The following is a 24269-nucleotide window of genomic DNA, read 5'->3' as shown; positions in this document are numbered from 1 at the left end:
TGGAGGTGAGCACGTGAGCGAACTAAATGATGCTTACTGGATGAAGCAGGCGTTAGCGTTAGCGCAAAAAGCGTGGGATCAGGGCGAAGTGCCCGTCGGTGCGATTTTGGTGCTGGATGATAAAGTGATTGGTCAGGGCTGGAACCGTCCAATCACCCGTCACGATCCCACCGCGCATGCCGAAATCATGGCGTTGCAGCAGGGCGGACAGATTGTGCAGAACTATCGGCTGCTAAACGCGACGCTGTATGTCACGCTTGAGCCTTGCGTGATGTGCGCAGGCGCTATGGTGCACAGCCGTATTAAACGTTTGGTTTATGGCGCGAGTGATTTAAAAACCGGAGCTGCAGGCTCTTTGCTGGATATTCTGCGCCATCCGGGCATGAATCATCAGATAGAGATCGCATCTGGCGTGTTGGCGAGTGAGTGCTCGGACATGCTGAGCCAGTTTTTCCAGCAGCGCCGCGAGCAGAAAAAAGCCGAGCGTGAGGCTCGGCGTCAAAATCTTTCGGGTTCTACCGATTAGAACGGCAGCAGTCCGCGTGGGCTGCGCCTTGTTCGTCCTTCCAGCGCCTGTTCAGGCGGCACCGCTGGATAGCCTTGTCCTAATAATGCTTGGCGAGTTTGCTCGGCGGCAATCTGCTTCTCTTTTTCTAACAAATAACCTTCTAAGCTCACCAGATAACGGCGGATGTTTTCCACATACTGATATGCCTCATGCCCGCGCGCATAGCCGTAGGTCAGGTTCTGGTTATATTTCTTCTGGCTTAACATTGGCAAACGCTGCTTCACATCGACCCAGCTATTCGGATTGCCACCCTGTTTTTGCGTCAGTTGGCGCACGTCTAGCATGTGTCCGTAGCCCATGTTGTAAGCCGCTAACGCAAACCAGATTTTCTCATCTTCAGGAATGGTATCTGGCAGTTTATCCATTAAACGTTCGAGATAAAGTGCACCGCCCGCGATGCTTTGCTCGGGATCAAGACGATCTTTTACCCCTAGCCCATCGGCCGTGGCGCGGGTTAGCATCATTAAGCCTCGGACGCCGGTCGGTGACGTGGCCTGAGGATTCCAGTGTGATTCTTGATAGGCAATGGCCGCCAGCAGTTTCCAATCGATTTTCTGGGCGTATTTTTTAAAGATCTCGCTCAGGTCGGGCAGCACATTATCAATTGCCGCTAAGAATGTTTTGATATCAACATAATCAAATCCACCCACGTGGCCCAAATATTTTTCTTCCAAGCGTGCCAGTGAACCATCATCCACAATCTTGCTGAAATAATCTAAGACGGCGGCATACAGGCTGTCATCATCGTCGCGATTGAGATACCACATTACCGGCTCTTCATCGCTGATATCGAAAGCTACGGCCAACTGCGGGTGAATGCGTTGGAAAAGCGCCACGCTAACAGAGTCGGCAATCGTATAATCCAGCGTACCTTGTACCACGCGCTGCATAAGATCGGTTGAGGATAAATCGGTAGACGACTCCCAGGTCAGATTGGGATATTTGGTCTGTTTATATTGGCTTAGGGTGGTGACATGCGCAGAGCCCGACTGCACGGCGAGTATACCGCTCAAATCTTTAAGCGATTTCGGTCGTGGTTTGCCCTGACGATAAACTAACTGCTGTGATACTGAATAATAAGAAGGGCCGGTGCGAAAACGGCTGAGGCGTTCGGTATTATAAAGTAGGCCCGCGGCAACCAGATCGCTTTTACCGCTGTCCAAATCATCAAATAATTCTGGCAACGTGCCGCGCACGCGAACTTTTAGCTTCACGCCCAGATAATCAGCAAAGCGTTTTGCCAGCTCATAATCGAGCCCGCTGATGTTCTTCCCATCGGTTTGATAGGTGAGGGGGGAATTAATGGTGCTGACTCGCAGCTCACCGCGGTCGAGAATCTGCTGTAGCTGGCTCTCGTTTCCGCTACGCCACGGAATATTCGGCCATAGCGCAAGCGCCAGCAGGGCAGAAACGATACCGATAAGATAATAATTATATTTTATACGTTTCAAATAGTTATCTCATGAATGTGTATCGAATTGTGGTGCTGTGTTCGCAGGATAGTATATGGCTAAATCAACAGGAAGGCGGCATTTTGCGCAACAAAGCGTCAGCGTGCAACTCAAAAAGCACATAAAGTTGATCGGGCAGATAAATCGTCAATCCGAAATAAAGGCTACGCAAACGGTTTCGTATGGCGCAGAGATTCTCTATAATGGCCTCCGCTTTCCCCCTGTTTCGCCCACTGAGGCGGTTGTAGACAAGGTTTTTTGACCTCTCACAGCCATCTCGAAGACGAGAGAACCTAGATGACGGACTCATTTCCTATGGAAATCATGCGTGGCTCACCCGCTTTGTCGGCTTTTCGTGTTACCCAACTGCTGTCTGCTTGTCGGGACGCTAATCTTCCAGTCAACGATATCTACGCTGAATATGTGCATTTTGCCGATGTCAGCGCGCCTCTTTCTTCTGAGGAAAAAGCAACGCTTCAGCGTCTGTTGAAATATGGCCCTTCTTTGGCAGAACACGAACCGAAAGGCCGCTTGCTGTTAGTGACGCCGCGCCCCGGTACTATTTCTCCGTGGTCGTCTAAAGCAACTGATATTGCTCATAACTGTAATCTTCCTCAGGTCATTCGTTTAGAGCGTGGTTTGGCTTACTATATAAGCATAGACGCCACAGGCGCTGTTGATGCGCCACAGCTCAGCGATGCCCAGTGGCAAAAGCTGCAAGACCTGCTGCACGACCGCATGATGGAACGCGTGTTCAGCGAGCTACAGGATGCGCAGAAGCTGTTTACGCACCAGTCTCCGGCTCCGGTGCAAAGCGTGGATATGTTGGGCGAAGGCCGTGACGCGCTGGTTAATGCCAACGTGCGCTTAGGTCTGGCCTTGGCAGATGATGAAATTGACTACCTGCTAGAGTCCTTCACGCGCTTAGGGCGAAATCCTAACGACATCGAACTCTACATGTTTGCTCAGGCAAACTCTGAGCACTGTCGTCACAAAATTTTTAATGCCGATTGGGTTATCGATGGGCAAGAACAGCCAAAGTCGCTGTTCAAAATGATTAAAAATACCTATGAGCAGACGCCTGACTATGTACTGTCTGCTTATAAAGATAACGCCGCCGTGATGGAAGGCTCCTCGGTTGGCCGTTTCTTTGCGGATCCAGAATCGGGTGTGTATGACTTCCATCAGGAAGAAGCGCACATCTTGATGAAGGTGGAAACTCACAACCATCCGACGGCAATATCCCCATGGCCGGGCGCAGCAACGGGATCCGGCGGTGAAATCCGTGACGAAGGAGCAACCGGCCGAGGTTCGAAACCTAAAGCTGGGCTGGTTGGCTTCTCGGTGTCCAACCTGCGAATTCCGGGCTTCGAGCAGCCGTGGGAACAGGATTTTGGCAAGCCAGACCGTATCGTTAATGCGCTGAGCATTATGACGGAAGGGCCGCTGGGCGGCGCTGCGTTCAACAATGAATTTGGTCGTCCAGCGCTGCTGGGATATTTCCGCACCTATGAAGAGCAGGTGAAGAGCCACAACGGCGTTGAGCTACGTGGCTACCACAAACCGATTATGCTGGCGGGCGGTATCGGTAATATCCGCGCAGACCACGTGCAAAAAGGCGAGATCACCGTCGGTGCCAAGCTTATTGTGCTGGGTGGCCCGGCTATGAATATCGGCTTGGGCGGCGGCGCCGCGTCTTCGATGGCTTCCGGTCAGTCTGATGCCGATCTGGATTTTGCGTCGGTGCAGCGTGATAACCCAGAAATGGAGCGCCGTTGCCAAGAAGTGATCGACAGCTGCTGGCAGCTGGGTGATGAGAACCCGATTCAGTTTATTCACGACGTTGGCGCGGGTGGACTGTCTAACGCGATGCCTGAACTGGTGAGTGATGGTGGTCGCGGCGGTCGTTTCGAACTGCGCGATATTCTTAACGATGAGCCGGGCATGAGCCCGCTGGAAGTTTGGTGTAACGAATCGCAGGAACGCTATGTGATGTCCGTGGCACCAGAAAAACTGGCTCAGTTTGACGCGATTTGCCGCCGTGAGCGTGCGCCTTACGCCGTTATCGGTGAAGCGACAGAAGAGCTGCATTTAACGCTGAATGACCGTCACTTCGACAATCAGCCCATCGATATGCCGCTGGACGTATTGCTAGGCAAAACGCCAAAAATGACGCGCGATGTCACGACGCTCAAGGCGCTGGGCGATTCGCTAAACCGCGGCACTATCAGCATTGCCGACGCGGTAAAACGCGTGATGCATCTTCCTGCCGTGGCGGAAAAAACGTTCCTGATCACCATCGGTGACCGTAGCGTTACCGGTATGGTGGCACGCGATCAGATGGTTGGTCCTTGGCAAATCCCGGTCGCCGATTGCGCGGTGACCACGGCCAGTTTAGATAGCTATTACGGCGAAGCCATGTCGCTGGGCGAACGTGCTCCGGTGGCGTTACTCGACTTCGCCGCCTCGGCACGTTTGGCCGTGGGTGAAGCGTTGACCAACTTAGCCTGCACGCAGGTGGGTGAACTTAAACGCGTTAAGCTCTCGGCTAACTGGATGTCTGCGGCGGGTCACCCGGGCGAAGATGCTGGCTTATACGAAGCGGTGAAAGCCGTAGGCGAAGAGCTGTGTCCGGCGCTGGGGCTGACCATTCCAGTGGGTAAAGACTCGATGTCGATGAAAACGCGTTGGCAGGAAGGTCATCAACCGCGTGAGATGACGTCGCCATTGTCGCTGGTAATCACCGCGTTTGCCCGCGTGGAAGACGTTCGTCGTACCGTGACACCTCAGCTACATGTCGATCAGGGCGAAAATACGCTGCTGCTGATCGATCTAGGTGAAGGGCATAACGCTTTAGGTGCAACGGCATTAGCACAGGTTTACCGCCAACTGGGGGACAAACCTGCCGATGTTCGTAATACGCCGAAACTGGCGGGCTTCTTCAACGCCATGCAGGCGCTGGTGGCGGAAGGCAAGCTGCTGGCTTACCACGACCGTTCTGACGGCGGCCTATTGGTAACGCTGGCTGAAATGGCGTTTGCTGGCCATTGTGCCTTGGATATTGATATCAGCACGCTGGGGCAAGATCACTTAGCCGCGCTGTTTAATGAAGAGCTTGGCGCTGTGATTCAGGTGCGTAACGCCGATCTGGACGTGGTGAAAGCCGTGTTGGCAGATCAAGGTATTGCCGATATCACGCACCAGATTGGTCATGCTTCTAGCGGAAATCACCTTGCGATTCAGTCTCATGGCAAAGAGGTTTACCACGAACAGCGCTCGACGCTGCGTTTGTGGTGGGCTGAAACGACCTGGCAGATGCAGCGCCTGCGTGATAACCCTGAGTGTGCCGATCAAGAACATCAAGCCAAACAGGTTGAATCCGATCCGGGTCTGAACGTGAAACTCACCTTCAATCCTCAGGATGATATTGCCGCGCCTTACATCGCTACGGGTAGCCGACCTAAACTGGCGGTGCTGCGTGAGCAGGGAGTGAACTCCCACGTGGAAATGGCTGCTGCTTTCCATCGTGCGGGGTTCGAAGCAGTGGATGTTCACATGAGCGACATTCTGGCGGGGCGTATTACGCTTGATGAATTCCACACGCTTGTTGCCTGTGGCGGTTTCTCATATGGCGACGTGTTGGGTGCCGGTGAGGGATGGGCGAAGTCTATTCTGTTCAACGAGCGTGCTCGCGATCAGTTTGAGTCCTTCTTCCACCGTCCACAAACCTTGGCTTTAGGTGTGTGTAACGGCTGCCAGATGATGTCTAACCTGCGTGAGCTGATCCCTGGCGCTGAACTTTGGCCGCGCTTTGTGCGTAATACGTCTGAGCGTTTTGAAGCTCGCTTTAGCCTGGTTGAAGTGGCCAGCAGCCCTTCTCTGCTGTTGCAGGACATGGAAGGCTCGCGTATGCCGATTGCGGTATCGCATGGCGAAGGGCATGTTGAAGTGCGTGACGATGCGCATTTGGCGGCGATTGAGCATCATGGTTTGGTTGCGCTGCGCTTTGTCGATAACTTCGGCAAAGTGACAGAAACCTATCCGGCTAACCCGAACGGTTCCGTAAACGGTATTACCGCACTGACCAGCTCAAACGGTCGTGCCACCGTGATGATGCCTCATCCAGAGCGCGTGTTCCGTACGGTCAGCAACTCTTGGCATCCAGCCGAGTGGGGTGAAGATAGCCCGTGGATGCGCATGTTCCGCAATGCGCGTAAGCAGTTGGGGTAGTTAATCTGAGTTAACCTCTTTCTCTCAACGGGAAGTGGTTGTTGGAAAAGGCAGCCAATGGCTGCCTTTTTCGTTTTTAGCCTAACGCTAAAATTCTGATGTCGCAAAAAGGCAACAAACCGCTATTAGTAATGTCGTCAATAGGTGACATGTAACTGATTGATTTATATTGGTGGCGTGGTTTTTACGCATGGCTGTCTACTTTTAGCGACGTATTGATAAAAAATCAGGCATGTTTACATCAGTTATTATCACTGAAACCGATGTTTACTGGTTTTTTGTGAACGATGATTTCATTTAAGTTGTTTTAATTCATATCGTTAGGTTTTTCTTTTTAATGTTGGCACGACTTCTGCATTATAAAACACAGTTGCTCATTCACTCTTTTATGTCAGCGACCGCAATAGCGAGTCAGGCTACATAAGCCATCGAATGACGCCAAAGTAAGGTGCCTACCGTCCAATTATCGATAACAGTCGCTTATGCGCTTTATCAAACTCGGGGCGACACGTTGAGTGAGGCACCACCTATTTAATGTCCGACTGTGATGATTGGTTCATCAGCCTGGGACATAAAATGAATGACATTCGTCTTATCCGCCGTTGTACGGCACCGATGATGGTTTTACCTCATCAAACTGAAGACGAGAATTGCATTAGCGATATCATTCAAATAACAGAGCCCGAAGCCAGCTATCTGACTTCGGGTTTTTGTTTATCTGCGATCTGAAAATTGCTCCTCTCGCCGGACTCAGTTAGCATCTGGGCAAACCTTTGGGTAATGAGATGATTTCCTTGAAGAGATGGCGTTTATTTCCCCGCTCCCTGCGTCAGCTGGTTCTGCTGGCGTTCTTATTAGTCCTGCTTCCTTTGCTGGTGCTGGCTTATCAGGCCTATCAGGGGCTCAACAATTTGAGCTCGCAGGCTGCGGATATCAACCGTACCACGCTTTCTGACGCCCGCCGCAGTGAGGCGATGGCGAGCCTTGCGGTAGAAATGGAGCGCAGCTACAGGCAGTTTTGCGTTTTAGGCGATGAGTCGCTCTCTAAGCTGTATCAAAAACAGCGCGGCCAATATTCCCAAATGCTGGAGCGTCAGGCTTCTGTACTACCCGATCCGCGTTACTACCAAAAATTGAATGGGCTAATTGACCAACTGGCGGTGTTTAATTGCCAAAATAATGCCCCGGTGACTCAGGCATCGGCTTTATTAGCCGGTTTCTCCGTGGCGAATGGGCAGATGGTTCAAGCCACTCGAGACGTGATTTTTACCCGTGGGCAGCAACTTCAGCAGGCGATTGCCGAGCGTGGTCAGTTCTTTGGCTGGCAGTCTCTGGTGCTGTTTTTAGTCAGCGTGCTGCTGGTGTTCCTGTTTACACGCATGATTATCGGGCCGGTGAAAGGGGTCGAACGCATGATCAACCGGCTGGGCGAAGGGAAAAGCGTCGGTAATATGGTGGCATTTCGCGGGCCGCGTGAAATTCGTTCACTGGCTCAGCGGATCGTCTGGTTAAGCGAGCGCCTATCATGGCTGGAATCGCAACGGCATGAGTTCCTGCGACATATTTCACATGAGTTAAAGACGCCGCTTGCTAGCATGCGCGAGGGAACTGAACTGCTGGCTGATGAGGTCGCGGGGCCGTTGACGCAGGATCAAAAAGAGGTGGTGGGCATTCTGGATTCCAGCAGTCGTCATCTTCAGCAACTGATTGAGCAGCTCTTAGATTACAACCGCAAATTGGCCGATGCGCCAATGGAAAAAGAGAGCGTAAATCTGGGCGAGATGATCGAGCTGGTGGTTTCTGCTCATAGTTTACCTGCGCGAGCCAAATCTATTCGTACACTTACTGAGCTAGACGTTGACCTTTGCTGGGCAGAACCTACGCTATTAGAACGTGTTATTGATAATCTCTATTCCAATGCGGTGCACTACGGAGCGGAATCCGGTACCATCTGGATCCGCAGTCGTTTGGCTGGAGATAAAATACAGATCGACGTGGCAAACACCGGAGCGGGCATCCCGCGCGCGGAACAGGCCATGATCTTCGAGCCTTTTTATCAGGGAAGTCTTCAACGTAAAGGCGCTGTCAAAGGAAGCGGTTTAGGGCTGAGTATCGCCCGTGATTGCATCCGCCGTATGCAGGGCGATTTACATCTGGTGGCCGTAGACGGAGCCGACGTCTGTTTTCGCATTGAATTACCATTAACCGCAGAGATCTCATAACTAATGAATAAGTGGTCTGTTCGCGCCCTATTCAACGAACATCTGTTTGACGCTGACGGCTCCTGCCGTAAAGCGTCTGCTTTGCGTCCATTAAGCCTTTTGGGCGCTGTGTTGTTGGTTCCTTTCTTATTGACCGGATGCGCCAAGAATGGGGCGGGAAATCCCGTTGCTCATGCCGTACAGGCGATAATTCCTGATAGCAAAGTAGTTGATTACCAAACGGCGTCTTGCGACACCATTTGGCTCAATGACGACAAAGACGCCGTCGATAATGGGCTTTATTGGCTGCGTGCGATGGACTGCGCCGATCGTCTTAGCGGTCAGGATGCGCGTCTACAAGCGCGCTCTCTGGGCAGCGAGAACTGGCAGCGTGTGTTTAAACAAAGTTTACTGGTGGGCAGCGCTGAGCCTACGGTTGCCGAACGTCGGCAGATTATTGACCGCTTAAACAGCTACCGTTCTGAATTCCCCGCCTCGGTTCGCCCACTTATTCAAATTTGGCGTGAAAAGCAGATGCTGACGATCAATTTAGTTGATGAAAAAGCGCGCTATCAAAAGCTCCAAGCCAGCAGCGATGCTCAGCTAGATGCCCTGCGGGAAACGCAAGGGCGTCTGCAGTTCCAGTTGGATGACACCACGCGCAAACTCGAAAATTTAACCGATATTGAGCGCCAGCTGTCATCACGCAAGCAGATATCCGGTGAAATGCCCGATCCCGCAGCGAAAGACGATACGCCTGATGCGGGAAAACCTGAGAACAAAGCTCCGGCAGATGCCACCGCCAAGCCCGTGACTGAACCAGAAAAAACGGAAGCCCATTAAGGAGCAATACCCATGGCACAACGTAAACCCGCTAACCTACTTCTCGTGGATGATGACCCAAGCCTACTCAAACTGCTTGGGATGCGTTTAAGCAGCGAAGGATTTCGCGTGACGACGGCGGAGAGTGGGCATGATGCGTTACGTGTGTTAGGGCGTGAGCAGATTGAGCTGGTGATCAGCGATTTGCGCATGGACGAGATGGATGGCATGGCGCTGTTTGCGGAAATCCAAAAGCGTCAGCCGGGGATGCCGGTGATTATACTGACGGCTCATGGTTCAATCCCTGATGCCGTTGCGGCTACGCAGCAAGGGGTATTTGGTTTCTTAACCAAACCCGTCGATCGTGATGCGCTGTACAAAGCCATTGATGAAGCTTTGGCTCAGTCGATGCCCGCAGCGGGTGACGATACCTGGCGTGAAGGGATTGTGACCCGCAGCCCAACTATGCTGCGTTTGCTTGAGCAGGCAAACATGGTGGCGCAATCAGACGTCAGCGTGCTGATTAATGGGCAAAGCGGGACCGGCAAAGAGGTTCTGGCGCAGGCAATTCATGCTGCCAGCCCGCGAGCCGGAAAGGCGTTTATTGCCATCAACTGTGGCGCACTGCCTGAACAGCTGCTTGAATCCGAACTCTTTGGACATGCCAAAGGCGCATTTACCGGCGCGGTCAGCAGCCGAGAAGGGCTCTTTCAAGCCGCCGAAGGTGGCACGTTATTTCTCGATGAAATCGGTGATATGCCGCTGGCGTTACAGGTTAAACTGCTGCGCGTTTTACAAGAGCGCAAGGTTCGCCCTCTGGGCAGCAACCGCGATATTGATATTAACGTGCGGATTATTTCGGCGACTCACCGCGATTTGCCGAAAGCGATGGCCAAAGGTGAGTTTCGTGAGGACTTGTTCTACCGTCTGAACGTCGTCAGTCTAAAAATTCCAGCGCTAAACGAACGCGCTGAAGATATTCCATTATTAGCTAATCACTTACTGCGTGAGTCGGCTCAACGGCATAAGCCTTTCGTGCGCAGTTTTTCGACCGACGCGATGCGCCGCCTGATGGCCGCTAGTTGGCCTGGTAACGTGCGCCAGCTAGTTAACGTTATCGAACAGTGTGTTGCGCTAACCAGCGCGCCAGTGATCAGCGAAGCCTTAGTTGAGCAGGCGCTGGAAGGCGAAAATACGGTACTGCCGACGTTTGCGGAAGCGCGTAACCACTTTGAACTCAATTATTTGCGCAAACTCCTGCAAATAACCAAAGGTAACGTCACCAACGCCGCACGTTTGGCGGGTCGTAACCGTACCGAGTTTTATAAGCTACTGGCGCGTCATGAGTTGGATGCGGCAGATTTCAAAGAATAGTTTTCTCAGCCCCCCCAGCCCTCCCCTTCGCAGGGGAGGGGGCACAACAGCGTTAGATTAGAGCACACAGATATAAAAGATTGCGCTGAACGGTTCCTCCCCCTGTGAAGGGGGAGGCTAGGAGGGGGGATTCGCGTGCGTTTGTGCGTTTAGGGCGCTAAACAAAGCGTTGAGAATGTTTTACACTTGGCGAATTCAACCAGCCTCTTTTTATATCCAAAGTAGCTGAAGCGGTGACAAGGCAGCTAACGCTGTAGATGCTTCAAATACGAAGGAAGTGAGTAATTATGAGTCGATCTCTTTCTATTGCGTTAGCCCAGCTCAACTGGCTGGTGGGTGATATTGAAGGCAACACCGAACGCATGCTGAACACGTTACACGAGCAGCGCAATGCCGGTGCCGATCTGGTCATGTTTTCTGAACTGGCGCTTTCGGGCTATCCTCCTGAAGATCTGCTGTATCGCGATGATTTTTATCAGCGCTGCCAGCAGCAATTGGATCGTTTGCAGCAGGCATCTGCTGATATCGCTATATTGGTTGGGCATCCGTGGCGTGAAGGTGGGCACTTATACAATGCGCTATCTCTGTTCTCTGATGGTCAGTTAGTTGCCCGCTATTTCAAACAACAACTGCCAAACTACGGCGTGTTTGACGAGAAACGTTATTTCTCCGCCGGTCATGAGAGCTGTGTGGTTGAACTGAAAAGCTACCGTTTAGGTCTGCTGATTTGTGAAGACCTGTGGTTTGATGGCCCAGTGGATGCGGTTGCCGCCGCCGGTGCCGAAGTGCTGCTATCGATCAACGCCTCGCCTTACAACCGCGAGAAGCCGTATATTCGCAAAACGCTATTAACCAGCCACTGCCAGCGCACCGGTTTGCCTTTGGTCTATCTGAATCAGATTGGCGGGCAGGATGAGCTGATTTTTGATGGTTGCTCAAAAGCCTTTGATGCAGCTGGCAATATGACTCACCGTCTGGCAGGCTTTGCTGAACAAACCGCGCTGTTCAATCTCAATGAGTTGCAGGTTGAGCCTATGCTTGCGCCAGCGGCAAGCTTGCCCGATCTGGCTCAGGTTTATGAAGCGCTGGTTCTCGCGGTTCGCGACTATGTGACCAAAAACGGTTTTCAAGGTGCGGTGCTTGGCTTATCTGGCGGTATCGACTCGGCGTTAACGCTGGCGATTGCCGTAGATGCGTTGGGCAAAGACAAAGTTCAGGCGATGATGATGCCATTCCGCTATACCGCGGATATCAGTATTGCTGATGCGAAAGAAGAAGCTGAAATTCTTGGCGTTGAATTTGATATTGTCTCTATCGAACCGATGTTTGATGCGTTCATGGGGCAGTTAGCGCCAATGTTTGCGGGTACTGAGCGCGATACTACGGAAGAGAATTTACAGGCTCGCTGCCGTGGCGTGGTGCTGATGGCGCTGTCTAACAAACGTCGTCGTCTGGTGCTGACCACGGGTAACAAGAGTGAAATGGCCGTCGGCTACGCCACGCTTTATGGCGATATGGCCGGTGGTTTTGATGTGCTGAAAGATGTGCCAAAAACGCTGGTGTTCAAGCTTTCAGAATATCGAAATACGGTATCCTACGTGATCCCACAGCGCGTTATCGATCGTCCACCGTCAGCGGAACTGGCTCCCGATCAGCTCGATCAAGACAGCTTACCGCCGTATGACATTTTGGATGCGATTCTGGAAGGTTACGTCGAGCAAGATAAATCCGTGGCCGATCTGGTTGCCGCTGGATTTGATGAAGCGGTGGTGCGAAAAGTGATCCGCTTGGTTGATATTAACGAATATAAGCGCCGTCAGGCTGCGGTTGGCCCGCGTATTACCGCGCGCAACTTTGGCAAAGATCGTCGCTATCCGATTACATCTGGCTTTGGCCGCAAAAACTGGTAAAGGGATTAGCAATGAAGAAGATTGACGCAATTATTAAGCCATTCAAGCTGGATGACGTTCGTGAAGCGTTGGCTGAAGTGGGCATTACTGGCATGACCGTAACTGAAGTAAAAGGTTTTGGTCGCCAGAAAGGCCATACCGAGCTTTATCGCGGTGCAGAATACATGGTCGATTTTTTACCGAAGGTAAAAATTGAAATTGTGGTTGCCGATGATATCGTCGACACCTGCGTAGATACCATCATGCAGACCGCTCAAACCGGTAAAATTGGCGATGGTAAAATCTTTGTCTTTGACGTAGCGCGCGTGGTGCGTATTCGTACCGGTGAGCAAGACGAAGAAGCGATCTAATTCGCGTCAGACTGACGTTATGATCACCTTATGCTAGTCAAAAAGCCTCTGATGAAAATCAGGGGCTTTTTTTGTTGCCTATTCGGCTGCCTCGATCACGTCTTCGGGATGACTAAACAACTCAGACATTAACGAAAGGGCATGAAGCACGGTGGGCTGGTTTTTCTGTGCGGGATCCCATAACGCCACCAGCGGGTGGGATAACCCGGCATCGCCAAATTCGGCCTCAAGTTTTTCAACATCAGGCCACTGTTCAGCATGCAGATGAGTCGGTAAGAATCCCCAGCCATAGCCTGCGGTGAGCAATGCTTTGAGCATGCTGATTTCCGTCACGCTTTGAATTCTGTCAGCGATTTGTAGGCGTTGAGCCATATGAGGCGGCAAATCCTTAAACGGCATGAGCTGTACGCCCGAGGCTAAGCTCAGCAGCGAAACCGGCTTAACGTGGAAAAATCCCACCTTGGCATAAACGGCGAGTGAAATGCCGCCGATGGCTTTCCATTGAAAACGTTCATTGATCGAACGGTTCATGGCTTGGAATAGGCCAATATCTGCCTCGCCTTTTTCGAGCATCTGTTCGGCGTTGGCGCGCTCGGTGGCAATTAAATTGAGATGGATCTGTTGGCCGTGCAGCTTGTCAGCCAAGCGAAGTAAAAAATCACGCGGCGTAAAGGCATCGTAGCAAAGGGTGAGCTGGGTACTGAGCTGCTGTGGAATATGCTCTGCAATCTGCCCAAAGGCCTGAGCCTCATGTAAAAACAGCCGCGCTTGGCGATATAAGAGTTTGCCTGCATCGGTAAGGCTGAGTGGACGGGTGCTGCGGTCGAAGAGGGCATAGCCCAGATCCAGTTCCAGATAATCCACGAGCTCGCTGATGGTGGTGCGATCTTTTTTTAGCTTTTTGGCGGCGTGCGTCAGGGTGCCGCATTCACAGACGCTGGCAAATGCTTCGATTTGCGCCAATGAAAAGCGTATTGGTTTCATTCATGATTTCCATAACGAGTGAGCTTGAGCATTTACCCACCCTAACCGAACGCCAATGATAAAGTAAACGTATTGGCCTGGCTGCGATATCAATCGAAACAAAAAAACGGCCCCCGAAGGAGCCGCTGACACAGGTAATTTATTGAATCAAATTACGCTTGCTCGGTTATGCGGCCTCCGTTTTTGGCAGGCCATTGCGCTTTTCCGGCAGGCTTTTCTCCGCGGGTTCCGTCGCGATCTGATTTTTTTCAGGTACCACGGCGGCGGCTAAAGCTTCAGGTTCAAACTCATCAACGTTAATGGTACGCAGGCGACTTTCTTCTGCTTTGACTAAAATGGCCTGTTCTTCGGCGTTGATTAAGCCCTTATCCAGCGCGGTTTTAGCCAACTGCTCTAAACGGGTGAACGGCAGATTTTTACCCAACGCTTTGCAAATTCGCTGATGGATTGGGTCTGCGGCAATCACGTCTGCTAACGCAGCTTCAATCAGGCCGTGCGGGTTGTACTCGCTTGGCGTGAGGTACATGCCGCGCCCGATACGGCTACGTGTTGCAGAAGGAACCTGCAAAATCTTGGCGACTTTATGATCCAGATAGTCAGACGGTGCAGAGTGCGCACGGCCTAATGGGAAGATAACCGCACGCATCACACCGGCAACCAAGCCATTCGGGAAGTTGCGCAGCAGATCGTCGATAGCCTGCTCAGCTTGATGCAGCGCGTCCTGTACGCCCCAGTGAACCAGCGGCAGGTCGGCTTCATTACGTCCTTCATCTTCATAACGTTTCAGCACGGCGGTGGCTAAGAACAGCTGGCTGAGTAAGTCACCTAAACGCGCAGAGATGCGCTCACGGCGTTTCAGAGAACCACCCAGTACGCCCATAGAAACGTCGGACAGCAGCGCTAAGTTTGAGCTCATGCGGTTAATCTGTTGATAGTAACGGCGCGTGGCGTCTTTGGTTGGCGTGGCACTGGTACGGCCATCGGTCAAGCCCAGCCAGAAACTGCGCACCTTATGACTGCCTACATGCCCTAAATGGCTAAACAGCAGCTTATCGAAGCGTGGAACGCTGTTGTCTTGCGCGGCGGCCATTTCATCCAAAACATATGGATGGCAACGAATGGCGCCTTGGCCGAAGATCATCATGCTACGGGTCAGGATGTTCGCGCCCTCAACGGTAATCGCGATGGGTGCACCTTGGTAAGCACGGGCGATGAAGTTAGATTCGCCAAGCATAATGCCTTTACCACCGGCAATATCCATTGCATCAATGATTGAGCGTTGGCCTCTGTGGGTACAGTGATATTTGATAATCGCTGACAGCACCGCAGGCTTCTCGCCCTGCATGATGCCGTAGGTCACTAATGTAGCCGCAGCGTCCATCACATAGGCGTTGCCCGCAATGCGTGCTAACGGCTCTTCAATCCCTTCCATTTTACCGATGGAGATTTTGAACTGACGGCGGATATTGGCGTAGGCACCGATGGCCAGCGCCACGCTTTTCAGGCTGCCGGTGGCGTTAGACGGCAGGGTAATACCGCGACCAACCGATAGGCATTCAACCAGCATACGCCAGCCTTGGCCTGCCATAGTTTGCCCACCGATGATGAAATCAATAGGTACGAACACGTCTTGACCGCGCGTTGGGCCGTTTTGGAACGGAACGTTCAGCGGGAAGTGACGAGTGCCGATTTCAACGCCGTCGGTATCGGTTGGGATCAGCGCACAGGTAATACCTAAGTGCTCTTCACCGCCGAGTAAACGTTCAGGGTCAGAAAGTTTGAAGGCTAAACCAAGCACGGTGGCGATAGGCGCAAGGGTGATGTAGCGCTTGTTCCACGTTAGACGCATCCCCAGCGTTTGCTTGCCTTGCCATTCGCCCATGCAGACGATACCGACGTCAGGGATCGCACCGGCATCAGATCCTGCTTCAGGGCTGGTTAATGCAAAGCACGGGATCTCCTGACCACGCGCTAAACGTGGCAGATAGTGATCTTTCTGCGCTTCGGTGCCGTAGTGTTGCAGCAGTTCTCCGGGGCCTAGGGAGTTAGGAACACCCACAGTAATCGCCAGAATGCCGGATACGCCAGACAGTTTTTGCAGCACGCGAGACTGTGCGTACGCAGAGAATTCTAAACCGCCGTACTGTTTTTTGATGATCATCGCAAAGAAGCGATGTTCTTTCAGATAGGCCCACAACTCCGGAGGTAAATCCGCCAGTTCATGGGTGATTTGGAAGTCGTTTGCCATACGGCAAGCTTCTTCTACTGGGCCATCCAGAAATGCCTGTTCTTCTTCCGTTAACTTCGGCTGCGGATAGTCGTGCAGTTTTTTCCAATCGGGAGTACCACGGAAAATATCGCCTTCCCACCAGGTTGTGCCTGCATCGATGGCTTCTTTCTCTGTGCGAGACATCGGTGGCATCACCTTTTGGAATGCCTTTAACGCAGGGCCTGAAATCAGCGAGCGACGGACTGAAACCAGCACCAGCGGCAGCAATACCACGGCGACGGGAACTAAAGCCCAGAATGACCATAGGCCAATGGCGCCCATTGCGGCGGTGTATGCCAGCAAAATAGCGCTGCTCAGATAGAGGTTAACTTGGTGATAGAACAACACACCAATCGCTATCAAAAAAACCACAAGACTAAGAACCATCATGTTAATGCTCCTGCGTGTTCAGAGGTCGGGTTAGGGGACCAAGTTGTAGGAGGTCTGACCTGTTGTAGATAATATAGGTTGTAGTTGAGTTAATTTTATTTAGCAATGTGTTTACATATTAATTACAACACAGTTCACAATTTAGCCCTCAAACCGCATTCCAAGCTAAATCCTTTCGTCGATGAGCGTTGGTGAGCGAAAAAGAAAGTGCAGAATCATGTAAAACGCGGCGTGCAGTGCTTCTCGGGGGGGGAGCTATCCGTTACACTTCTTACAATATTTCCTATGCCATTTTCTATGTAAAAAGAGGCTGCTATGTACCACGATCTTATTCGTAGTGAACTGAACGAAGCGGCGACAACGCTGCAAAATTTCATCAGCGATGACGCTAACATTGAGGCAATCCAACGTGCAGCGGTGTTGTTGGCAGACTCTTTCAAGGCAGGCGGCAAAGTGCTTTCCTGCGGCAACGGCGGCTCACACTGCGACGCCATGCACTTCGCCGAAGAGTTAACCGGTCGTTATCGTGAAAATCGCCCAGGTTATGCTGCGATTGCGATTTCTGATCCAAGCCACCTGTCCTGCGTTAGCAATGATTTTGGCTACGAATATGTATTCTCTCGTTATGTAGAAGCGGTTGGCCGTGAAGGTGATGTACTGTTAGGCATCTCCACTTCAGGTAACTCTGGTAACATCATGAAAGCGATCGAAGCCGCACGCGCCAAGGGCATGAAAGTGATCACTCTGACCGGCAAAGACGGCGGCAAAATGGCCGGAAGCGCAGACGTTGAGATCCGCGTACCACACTTTGGCTACGCAGACCGTATTCAGGAAATCCATATCAAAGCGATTCATATCCTGATTCAGCTGATCGAAAAAGAGATGGTTAAAGCTTAAGACTTTAGTCGCTGACCCCACCCTAACCCTCCCCTTAGCAGGGGAGGGAACTGTTCAGCACTGGTTGAGAGTATCTCGATCGGCCCCTCCCCCTGAGAAGGGGGAGGCTGGGAGGGGGACTGTCCCATACTCGCTCCTTACTTTGTTTGGAGAGGCTATGAGGTTAGCCGCTGTGTCAGGCTTATTTCAGGAAAAGTAGGTGCAATCATGTGTGAACTACTCGGTATGAGCGCCAATGTCCCAACGGACATCTGCTTTAGCTTTACCGGCTTGGTACAGCGTGGCGGAAGAACCGGGCCACACAAGGATGGGTGGGGAATTACCTTTTATGAAGGTAATGGCTGTCGCACATTTAAAGATCCGCATCCGAGTTTCAACTCTCCGATTGCCCGCTTAGTCCAAGATTATCCGATCAAATCTTGTGCGGTGATTTCGCATATTCGTCAGGCAAATCGTGGCACCGTGTCGCTGGAAAATACGCATCCGTTTACCCGTGAACTTTGGGGGCGGAATTGGACGTTTGCACATAACGGACAATTGACGGGATATAAAAGCCTAGAGACGGGGCATTTCCGGCCTGTGGGGCAAACCGACAGTGAATATGCATTTTGCTGGCTGCTGAATAAAATGGCGACGCGCTATCCAAGAACGCCAGGTAATTGGCCGGCGGTATTTCGCTTTATTGCGCAGTGCGCCGATGAGCTTCGCGCCAAAGGCGTATTCAATATGCTGCTGTCCGATGGGCGCTTTGTTATGGCCTATTGCTCGACCAATCTGTATTGGATCACGCGTCGAGCGCCTTTTGGCAAGGCAACGCTGTTGGATGAGGATGTCGAAATTGATTTTCAATCACAGACGACGCCCAACGACGTCGTCACCGTGATTGCAACTCAGCCCCTGACCAGCAATGAGATGTGGAATCGCATTGAACCAGGAGAGTTTGCCTTATTTTGCTTGGGTGAACGCCAGCTGTGAGGAAGACTGTCCATTATTTTGCGATGGACGGTTAACCACATATTGACCACCGATGACATTCACCTGTGGGGCTTGGTGATACTCATTGAAATAAGCATAGGCCGGCTGCAACTGTTTCCAGAACGGCAAATAGTCAGAGTTACGATGGCGCTGCATATTTTGTTCGGTCATACGGAATGGATAAATATTGATATCGACCAAAGTTTGTCCATTACGGAATGCGCTTTGCACGTAGCTAAATATCTGCGAAATACCTTCATTGGTCATGGCATAACAACCAATAGAAACACAGTCACCGTGAATCATTAGATATTTGCCTGAATAACCGTGAGCCTGATCGTAAGCGTTCGGATATCCGATATTAATCGCTTGGTAATATTTGCTGTTCGGTTTTAGGTGACGGGCATCAATCTGATAGAACCCTTCAGGACTTTTAAAATCCCCTTCAGTACGTTTTGGCCCCAGTCCGCCAGAAAACTTGCAGATATTAAAGCTTTGCACCAGCTGATATTTGTCTTGGACCTTGGCAAATAGCTCGAGCTTTCTTTCTTCTTTGAAGATCTGAATATAAACCGGAGAGCCCATTAATTGCTGTTTTGTCAGCGGTGTATTTTGCGTCTGCTCACTGGCAGAAGAACTACATGAAGTCAGTGGCAGTACAAAAAATACGGCCAACAAGGCGATGATTTTGCCCATTGATAACCCTGTTAATAAATCATAGAAAGAAGATCTTCAGATTAAGTCTGTTGACAGCTCCCAAAACAGTATCAGTTTAATCCAGAGAGCGGATCTGTAGTGAGTGTTTTTTAACTCATTTGGGATGAAATCTACATGTAGCAAAAATTAATTTTAAGAATTAGTGAACGATAGTTATATAAAAACCGAATTGTTCGCCTACTAAAAATGAATGGTTCACGGCTATGTTTAATTAGCTTGATGTAGGTCACGGCAATGTTGCTGATGCAGGCGGCGTAAAATGGTAAAATCGCACAGTTATCGGTAACATCGTTTTTAATCCCTGTAATACCTCGGGTTAATATTCTCCGGTACTTATTAGCGATCTCTTATCTGCATGCAACGATGCGCTTTTTTCGCAACGGGAAGGCCATCATATCCAACATCATTGGAGTGACATCCGGATGGAGGGTAGAGGAACGCCTGCAGGGTTCACATCATTAATGTCATGACGATATATATAGTGCAACCACATGATTAAAATTAAAAAAGGGCTTAATTTGCCTATCGAGGGCGCGCCCGCCCCGATCATTGAACAAGGCCCGGCTATACGAAACGTGGCTATTTTAGGCGGCGACTATGTCGGTATGCGACCGTCAATGGCGGTGCAAGAAGGTGATAAGGTCAAAAAAGGTCAGGTGCTTTTTGAAGACAAAAAGAATCCTGGCGTCTTGTTCACCGCTCCCGCCGCTGGGCAGGTTATTGCGATTAACCGCGGTGAAAAACGTGTTCTGGAGTCGGTGGTTATCGCCGTCGATGGCGATGAGCAGGTGCCATTTTCCCACTACGATGCTTCAGAGTTGGTGAATCTCACCCGCGCTCAGGTTGAAAGCAATCTGTTGGCGTCGGGTTTGTGGACGGCACTGCGAACGCGTCCCTTTAGCCATGCGCCAAAACCAGGATCTAATGCCGCAGCGATTTTCGTCAGCGTGATGGATACTCAGCCGTTAGCCGCCGATCCGCTGCTGATCCTGCGTGAAAGTATGGCTGATTTTGAACATGGTCTGACCGTACTAAGCCGTTTAACCGAAGGTAAAGTTTACGTTTGCCAACAGGCCGGTGCGGGGCTGCAAACCAAGTCTGCGCCAAATATTACCCATAACGAATTTACCGGCCCACACCCCGCAGGATTGGTAGGAACGCATATCCATTTCCTTGAACCGGTTAGCTTAACCAAAACCGTTTGGCACATGGGCTATCAGGACGTTATCGCCGTCGGCAAGCTTTTCACCACCGGTGAGCTGAATACCGATCGCGTGATTGCATTGGCGGGGCCACAGGTAGAAAAACCCCTGTTGCTGCGTACTCGATTAGGCGCTAGCACGGATGAAATTACCGCAGGCCGCTTGAAGTCAGGCGATAACCGCGTGATTAGCGGTTCAGTGCTGAGTGGCACGCAGGCCAGCGGCACCAAAGCTTTCTTGGGGCGTTTCCACCATCAAATCTCCGTGGTGAAAGAAGGGCGCGAGAAAGAGCTGCTGGGCTGGATGATGCCGGGCGCGAATAAATTCTCGATTACCCGCACCACGCTGGGCCATTTCTTTAAGCGCAAACTGTTCGCGTTTTCGACCGACATGAACGGCGGTGAACGCGCCATGGTGCCAATCGGCAACTATGAACGCGTGATGCCATTAGACATTTTGCCAACGATGCTACTGCGCGATCTGCTCTCTGGCGACTGCGAAAGCGCTCAGGCTCTGGGATGTTTAGAGCTGGATGAGGAAGATCTTGCGCTCTGTACCTTCGTGTGTCCGGGCAAATACGAATATGGCCCGGTGCTGCGCGACGTGCTGACGACCATTGAGCAGGAAGGATAATTCATGGGTCTGAAGAGTTTTATCGAGAATATGGAGCACCACTTCGAACCGGGTGGCAAGCTGCAAAAGTATTATCCGCTGTATGAAGCGGCCGCGACGTTGATGTATACGTCAGGCAAAGTGACGCACGGTGCATCGCACGTTCGTGACGCCATCGACCTAAAACGCATGATGATTTTAGTGTGGCTGGCGGTATTCCCTACCATGTTTTGGGGAATGTACAACGTGGGCCATGAGGCTATTGGCGCGCTTAATCAGCTGTATCAGGGAGAGCAACTGGCTCAGGTGATTGCCTCGGATTGGCATTATTGGCTCGCTGAAATGCTGGGCGCTAGCCTACAGGCCAACGCTGGTTGGGTCAGCATGATGACGCTGGGCGCTGTCTATTTCCTGCCTATTTACGCGGTGGTGTTCTTGGTAGGCGGCTTCTGGGAAGTGCTGTTTTCCATCATCCGCAAACATGAAATCAACGAAGGCTTTTTCGTTACTTCAATTCTGTTTGCGCTGATTGTTCCACCAACGCTGCCGTTGTGGCAGGCCGCGCTGGGTATTTCCTTCGGCGTGGTCATTGCCAAAGAGATCTTCGGCGGCACCGGACGTAACTTCCTCAACCCAGCATTAGCAGGGCGTGCATTCCTGTTCTTTGCCTATCCGGCGCAGATCTCCGGTGATTTAGTATGGAACGCCGCAGACGGCTATTCTGGTGCGACGCCGCTGTCACAGTGGAGTGCAGCTGGACAGAGCGGTTTGATGAATACCATCACTGGTCAGCACGTAACGTGGATGGATGCTTTCATCGGCAACATTCCCGGCTCAATTGGTGAAGTCTCCACGCTGATGATCCTTCTCGGCGGCCTGATCATTATGTTTGGCCGCGTGGCTTCATGGCGCATCGTTGCGGGCGTGATGGTGGGAATGGTGGCTATGTCAGCGCTGTTTAACTTCATCGGTTCAGACACGAACCCAATGTTTGCTATGCCGTGGTATTGGCACTTGGTTCTGGGTGGCTTTGCATTCGGTATGATTTTTATGGCAACCGATCCGGTATCGGCTTCCTTTACCAACAAAGGTAAATGGTGGTACGGCGGCTTGATTGGCGTGATGTGCGTTCTGGTACGCGTGATTAACCCCGCTTATCCAGAAGGCATGATGTTGGCGATCCTATTCGCAAACCTGTTTGCTCCATTGTTCGACTACATGGTGGTGCGCGCCAACATCAAAAGGAGAAAAGCACGTGGCTAAGGATTCAGTAAATAAAGCGGGCGTAGGTAAAAACGACAGCATCGGCCGAACGCTGATGGTAGTCGTGGTGTTGTGCTTGGTGTGTTCAGTGATTGTTGCGGGTGCGGCGGTGGGCTTAAAGCCGATGCAGGAAGAGCAAAAGCAGCTGGATAAACAGCGCAACATTCTGGCCGTCGCAGGGCTGATGCAGGGCGATAAGCTCGATGGCGAGCAGGTGAAAACATTGTTCGGTCAGCGTATCGAACCGCGTCTGCTTGACTTGAAAACCGGCGAGTTCACCTCCGGCGATCCGTATACTTTCGATATGAGCAAAGCGTTAAAAGATCCGGCGACCAGCATGGTGCTGGATGCCGCGCAGGATCCGGCGGGCATTAAACGCCGCAGCAACGTGGTTGAAGTGTATCTGGTGAAAAACGAGCAGGGCAACATCGGCCAAGTGGTATTGCCTGTCTACGGCACCGGTCTATGGTCGGTGATGTATGCCTTCGTGGCTATCGATACCGACGGTAATACGGTGAAAGGGCTGACGTTCTACGAGCACGGAGAAACTCCGGGTCTGGGCGGTGAAATTGAAAACCCGTCATGGCGTGAAAAATGGGTGGGTAAGCAGCTGTTTGATGACGGCGGCCATCCGGCAATTCGTATCGTTAAAGGGGGCGCAAATCCTCAGGACCCACACGGCGTTGACGGGCTTTCAGGCGCGACGCTGACCGCTAACGGCGTGCAGCATACCTTCGATTTCTGGATGGGCGACAATGGGTATGGTCCGTTCCTAAAACGCGTTCGTGAAGGAGCATTGAATCGTGGCTGATACTAAAGAGATTAAAAAAGTTCTGTTAGGGCCTTTGCTCGACAATAATCCTATCGCTTTGCAAATCCTCGGGGTTTGCTCGGCGCTGGCGGTGACTACCAAGTTAGAAACTGCCTTCGTGATGACGATTGCGGTCACGCTGGTGACGGCATTCTCTAACTTCTTTATTTCACTGATCCGTCATCAGATCCCAAACAGCGTGCGCATTATCGTGCAGATGGCGATTATCGCCTCCCTGGTTATCGTGGTTGACCAGATCCTGCGTGCCTATGCCTATGAAATCTCCAAGCAGCTTTCGGTGTTTGTTGGCTTGATCATCACCAACTGTATCGTGATGGGGCGCGCTGAAGCCTATGCCATGAAGTCGCCGCCGATTGAGAGCTTTATGGATGGTATCGGCAACGGCTTGGGCTATGGCGTTATTCTGATTTTGGTGGGCTTCCTGCGTGAACTGTTTGGTTCAGGCAAGCTGTTTGGTATTACCGTGTTAGAAAGCGTGCAGAACGGCGGTTGGTATCAGCCAAACGGCCTGTTCCTGTTAGCGCCGAGCGCATTCTTTATTATCGGTCTGCTGATTTGGGCGCTGCGCACGCTGAAACCTGAACAGATGGAAAAGGAGTAAGGGCAGATGGAACATTATATCAGCCTGTTTGTACGCGCCGTTTTCATTGAAAACATGGCATTAGCGTTCTTCTTGGGGATGTGTACGTTTTTGGCCGTCTCCAAGAAAGTCACCACGGCTTTTGGTTTAGGCGTGGCGGTAACGGTGGTGTTAGGGATCTCGGTTCCCGCCAATAATCTGGTCTATAACTACGTGCTCCGCGACGGTGCGCTGGTGGATGGCGTTGATCTCAGCTTCTTAAGCTTTATCACCTTCATCGGCGTTATCGCGGCACTGGTGCAGATCCTCGAGATGATCCTCGACCGTTTCTTCCCGTCGCTTTATAACGCGCTGGGGATTTTCCTGCCGCTGATTACCGTTAACTGCGCCATCTTTGGTGGGGTGTCATTCATGGTTCAGCGAGACTACAACTTCACTGAATCCGTGGTTTATGGTTTTGGTTCAGGGATCGGCTGGTTGTTGGCTATCGTGGCGATGGCGGGTCTGCGTGAAAAAATGAAATATGCCAATGTGCCTGCGGGGCTACGTGGGCTGGGCATCACTTTTGTGACCACGGGCCTGATGGCGTTGGGCTTTATGTCCTTCTCCGGCGTACACCTCTGATAGGACAGGAAGGAACCT

At 51.6% G+C, this 24269-nt stretch carries 19 protein-coding genes; 15 read left to right on the top strand and 4 right to left on the bottom strand.

Going from position 1 to position 24269, the window contains the following annotated elements; translation table 11 throughout:
- The first annotated feature begins 13 nt into the window (after positions 1-13).
- A complete protein-coding gene (gene tadA, locus U0008_RS16825; RefSeq protein WP_043495253.1) occupies positions 14-526 on the top strand; it encodes a tRNA adenosine(34) deaminase TadA in 513 nt (170 codons plus the stop codon).
- Here tadA and mltF read toward each other — a convergent pair.
- Positions 523-2019 carry a membrane-bound lytic murein transglycosylase MltF gene (mltF, locus tag U0008_RS16820; protein WP_043495251.1) on the bottom strand — a complete coding sequence of 499 codons (1497 nt, stop codon included), beginning with the start codon at positions 2017-2019 and terminating at the stop codon, positions 523-525. The two genes, tadA and mltF, sit on opposite strands and share 4 nt — an antisense overlap.
- A gap of 55 nt (positions 2020-2074) precedes the next feature.
- On the opposite strand from mltF, the gene U0008_RS16815 reads away from it, so the two are divergent.
- The 7 genes from U0008_RS16815 to glnB all read left to right on the top strand — a co-directional run bounded on the left by U0008_RS16815 (position 2075) and on the right by glnB (position 12906).
- Positions 2075-2281, top strand: coding sequence for a hypothetical protein (locus tag U0008_RS16815; RefSeq protein ID WP_043495249.1), 207 nt, complete (start codon positions 2075-2077; stop codon positions 2279-2281).
- Between the two features lie 53 nt (positions 2282-2334).
- Positions 2335-6249: a phosphoribosylformylglycinamidine synthase gene (purL, locus tag U0008_RS16810; RefSeq protein ID WP_043495247.1), complete on the top strand. Its 3915-nt coding sequence runs from the start codon at positions 2335-2337 to the stop codon at positions 6247-6249.
- A gap of 785 nt (positions 6250-7034) precedes the next feature.
- Positions 7035-8471: a sensor histidine kinase gene (locus U0008_RS16805; RefSeq protein ID WP_025800190.1), complete on the top strand. Its 1437-nt coding sequence runs from the start codon at positions 7035-7037 to the stop codon at positions 8469-8471.
- Positions 8472-8474: 3 nt separating this feature from the next.
- Positions 8475-9293 carry a two-component system QseEF-associated lipoprotein QseG gene (qseG, locus tag U0008_RS16800; protein ID WP_051874175.1) on the top strand — a complete coding sequence of 273 codons (819 nt, stop codon included), beginning with the start codon at positions 8475-8477 and terminating at the stop codon, positions 9291-9293.
- 12 nt (positions 9294-9305) lie between these two features.
- Positions 9306-10646, top strand: coding sequence for a two-component system response regulator GlrR (gene glrR, locus U0008_RS16795; protein WP_025800188.1), 1341 nt, complete (start codon positions 9306-9308; stop codon positions 10644-10646).
- 287 nt (positions 10647-10933) lie between these two features.
- Positions 10934-12556 (top strand): NAD+ synthase, encoded by a 1623-nt coding sequence (locus U0008_RS16790; RefSeq protein WP_043495245.1) that lies wholly within the window; start codon positions 10934-10936, stop codon positions 12554-12556.
- Positions 12557-12567: 11 nt separating this feature from the next.
- Positions 12568-12906, top strand: a complete 339-nt coding sequence (gene glnB, locus U0008_RS16785; protein WP_025800186.1) for a nitrogen regulatory protein P-II — start codon at positions 12568-12570, stop codon at positions 12904-12906.
- A 78-nt stretch (positions 12907-12984) separates the two neighbouring features.
- Here glnB and U0008_RS16780 read toward each other — a convergent pair whose 3' ends face one another.
- Positions 12985-13890 (bottom strand): LysR family transcriptional regulator, encoded by a 906-nt coding sequence (locus U0008_RS16780; protein WP_043495242.1) that lies wholly within the window; start codon positions 13888-13890, stop codon positions 12985-12987.
- 166 nt (positions 13891-14056) lie between these two features.
- Positions 14057-16549: an acyl-CoA dehydrogenase FadE gene (fadE, locus tag U0008_RS16775; RefSeq protein ID WP_043495240.1), complete on the bottom strand. Its 2493-nt coding sequence runs from the start codon at positions 16547-16549 to the stop codon at positions 14057-14059.
- Between the two features lie 315 nt (positions 16550-16864).
- On the opposite strand from fadE, the gene lpcA reads away from it, so the two are divergent.
- The gene (gene lpcA / locus U0008_RS16770) at positions 16865-17446 is read left to right on the top strand and encodes a D-sedoheptulose 7-phosphate isomerase (RefSeq protein ID WP_025800181.1); all 582 of its coding nucleotides are present in this window, start codon (positions 16865-16867) and stop codon (positions 17444-17446) included.
- 207 nt (positions 17447-17653) lie between these two features.
- A complete protein-coding gene (locus U0008_RS16765; RefSeq protein ID WP_043495233.1) occupies positions 17654-18421 on the top strand; it encodes a class II glutamine amidotransferase in 768 nt (255 codons plus the stop codon).
- On the opposite strand, the gene dpaA is transcribed toward U0008_RS16765, so the two are convergent.
- On the bottom strand, positions 18392-19117 hold the full coding sequence (gene dpaA / locus U0008_RS16760) for a peptidoglycan meso-diaminopimelic acid protein amidase (RefSeq protein ID WP_025800178.1): 726 nt from the start codon (positions 19115-19117) through the stop codon (positions 18392-18394). The genes U0008_RS16765 and dpaA overlap by 30 nt on opposite strands.
- 512 nt (positions 19118-19629) lie before the next feature.
- Here dpaA and U0008_RS16755 point away from each other — a divergent pair.
- The 5 genes from U0008_RS16755 to nqrE are packed head-to-tail and all read left to right on the top strand — an operon-like array spanning position 19630 to position 24251.
- The gene (locus tag U0008_RS16755; protein ID WP_043495231.1) at positions 19630-20973 is read left to right on the top strand and encodes a Na(+)-translocating NADH-quinone reductase subunit A; all 1344 of its coding nucleotides are present in this window, start codon (positions 19630-19632) and stop codon (positions 20971-20973) included.
- 3 nt (positions 20974-20976) lie between these two features.
- Positions 20977-22215, top strand: coding sequence for an NADH:ubiquinone reductase (Na(+)-transporting) subunit B (locus U0008_RS16750; protein ID WP_043495229.1), 1239 nt, complete (start codon positions 20977-20979; stop codon positions 22213-22215).
- Between the two features lie 55 nt (positions 22216-22270).
- Positions 22271-23026, top strand: coding sequence for a Na(+)-translocating NADH-quinone reductase subunit C (locus U0008_RS16745; protein ID WP_231899471.1), 756 nt, complete (start codon positions 22271-22273; stop codon positions 23024-23026).
- Positions 23019-23648 (top strand): NADH:ubiquinone reductase (Na(+)-transporting) subunit D, encoded by a 630-nt coding sequence (locus tag U0008_RS16740; RefSeq protein WP_025800172.1) that lies wholly within the window; start codon positions 23019-23021, stop codon positions 23646-23648. Before U0008_RS16745 ends, U0008_RS16740 begins: the two co-directional genes overlap by 8 nt.
- 6 nt (positions 23649-23654) lie before the next feature.
- Positions 23655-24251, top strand: coding sequence for an NADH:ubiquinone reductase (Na(+)-transporting) subunit E (nqrE, locus tag U0008_RS16735; protein WP_043495226.1), 597 nt, complete (start codon positions 23655-23657; stop codon positions 24249-24251).
- Positions 24252-24269: the final 18 nt, after the last annotated feature.

Source organism: Hafnia alvei (assembly GCF_034424155.1).
In the GTDB taxonomy this organism is placed as follows: Bacteria; Pseudomonadota; Gammaproteobacteria; order Enterobacterales; family Enterobacteriaceae; genus Hafnia; species Hafnia alvei.
Note: the sequence above shows the minus strand (reverse complement) of the source record. Positions and strands in the feature narration are given on the sequence as shown.

Bases quoted from the DNA above. Each gene is read 5' to 3' on its own strand.
- U0008_RS16815 (WP_043495249.1), top strand. From the start codon at position 2,075: ATGGCTAAATCAACAGGAAGGCGGCATTTTGCGCAACAAAGCGTCAGC.
- purL (WP_043495247.1), top strand. From the start codon at position 2,335: ATGGAAATCATGCGTGGCTCACCCGCTTTGTCGGCTTTTCGTGTTACC.
- U0008_RS16805 (WP_025800190.1), top strand. From the start codon at position 7,035: ATGATTTCCTTGAAGAGATGGCGTTTATTTCCCCGCTCCCTGCGTCAG.
- qseG (WP_051874175.1), top strand. From the start codon at position 8,475: ATGAATAAGTGGTCTGTTCGCGCCCTATTCAACGAACATCTGTTTGAC.
- glrR (WP_025800188.1), top strand. From the start codon at position 9,306: ATGGCACAACGTAAACCCGCTAACCTACTTCTCGTGGATGATGACCCA.
- U0008_RS16790 (WP_043495245.1), top strand. From the start codon at position 10,934: ATGAGTCGATCTCTTTCTATTGCGTTAGCCCAGCTCAACTGGCTGGTG.
- glnB (WP_025800186.1), top strand. From the start codon at position 12,568: ATGAAGAAGATTGACGCAATTATTAAGCCATTCAAGCTGGATGACGTT.
- U0008_RS16780 (WP_043495242.1), bottom strand. From the start codon at position 13,890: ATGAAACCAATACGCTTTTCATTGGCGCAAATCGAAGCATTTGCCAGC.
- fadE (WP_043495240.1), bottom strand. From the start codon at position 16,549: ATGATGGTTCTTAGTCTTGTGGTTTTTTTGATAGCGATTGGTGTGTTG.
- lpcA (WP_025800181.1), top strand. From the start codon at position 16,865: ATGTACCACGATCTTATTCGTAGTGAACTGAACGAAGCGGCGACAACG.
- U0008_RS16765 (WP_043495233.1), top strand. From the start codon at position 17,654: ATGTGTGAACTACTCGGTATGAGCGCCAATGTCCCAACGGACATCTGC.
- dpaA (WP_025800178.1), bottom strand. From the start codon at position 19,117: ATGGGCAAAATCATCGCCTTGTTGGCCGTATTTTTTGTACTGCCACTG.
- U0008_RS16755 (WP_043495231.1), top strand. From the start codon at position 19,630: ATGATTAAAATTAAAAAAGGGCTTAATTTGCCTATCGAGGGCGCGCCC.
- U0008_RS16750 (WP_043495229.1), top strand. From the start codon at position 20,977: ATGGGTCTGAAGAGTTTTATCGAGAATATGGAGCACCACTTCGAACCG.
- U0008_RS16745 (WP_231899471.1), top strand. From the start codon at position 22,271: ATGGTAGTCGTGGTGTTGTGCTTGGTGTGTTCAGTGATTGTTGCGGGT.
- nqrE (WP_043495226.1), top strand. From the start codon at position 23,655: ATGGAACATTATATCAGCCTGTTTGTACGCGCCGTTTTCATTGAAAAC.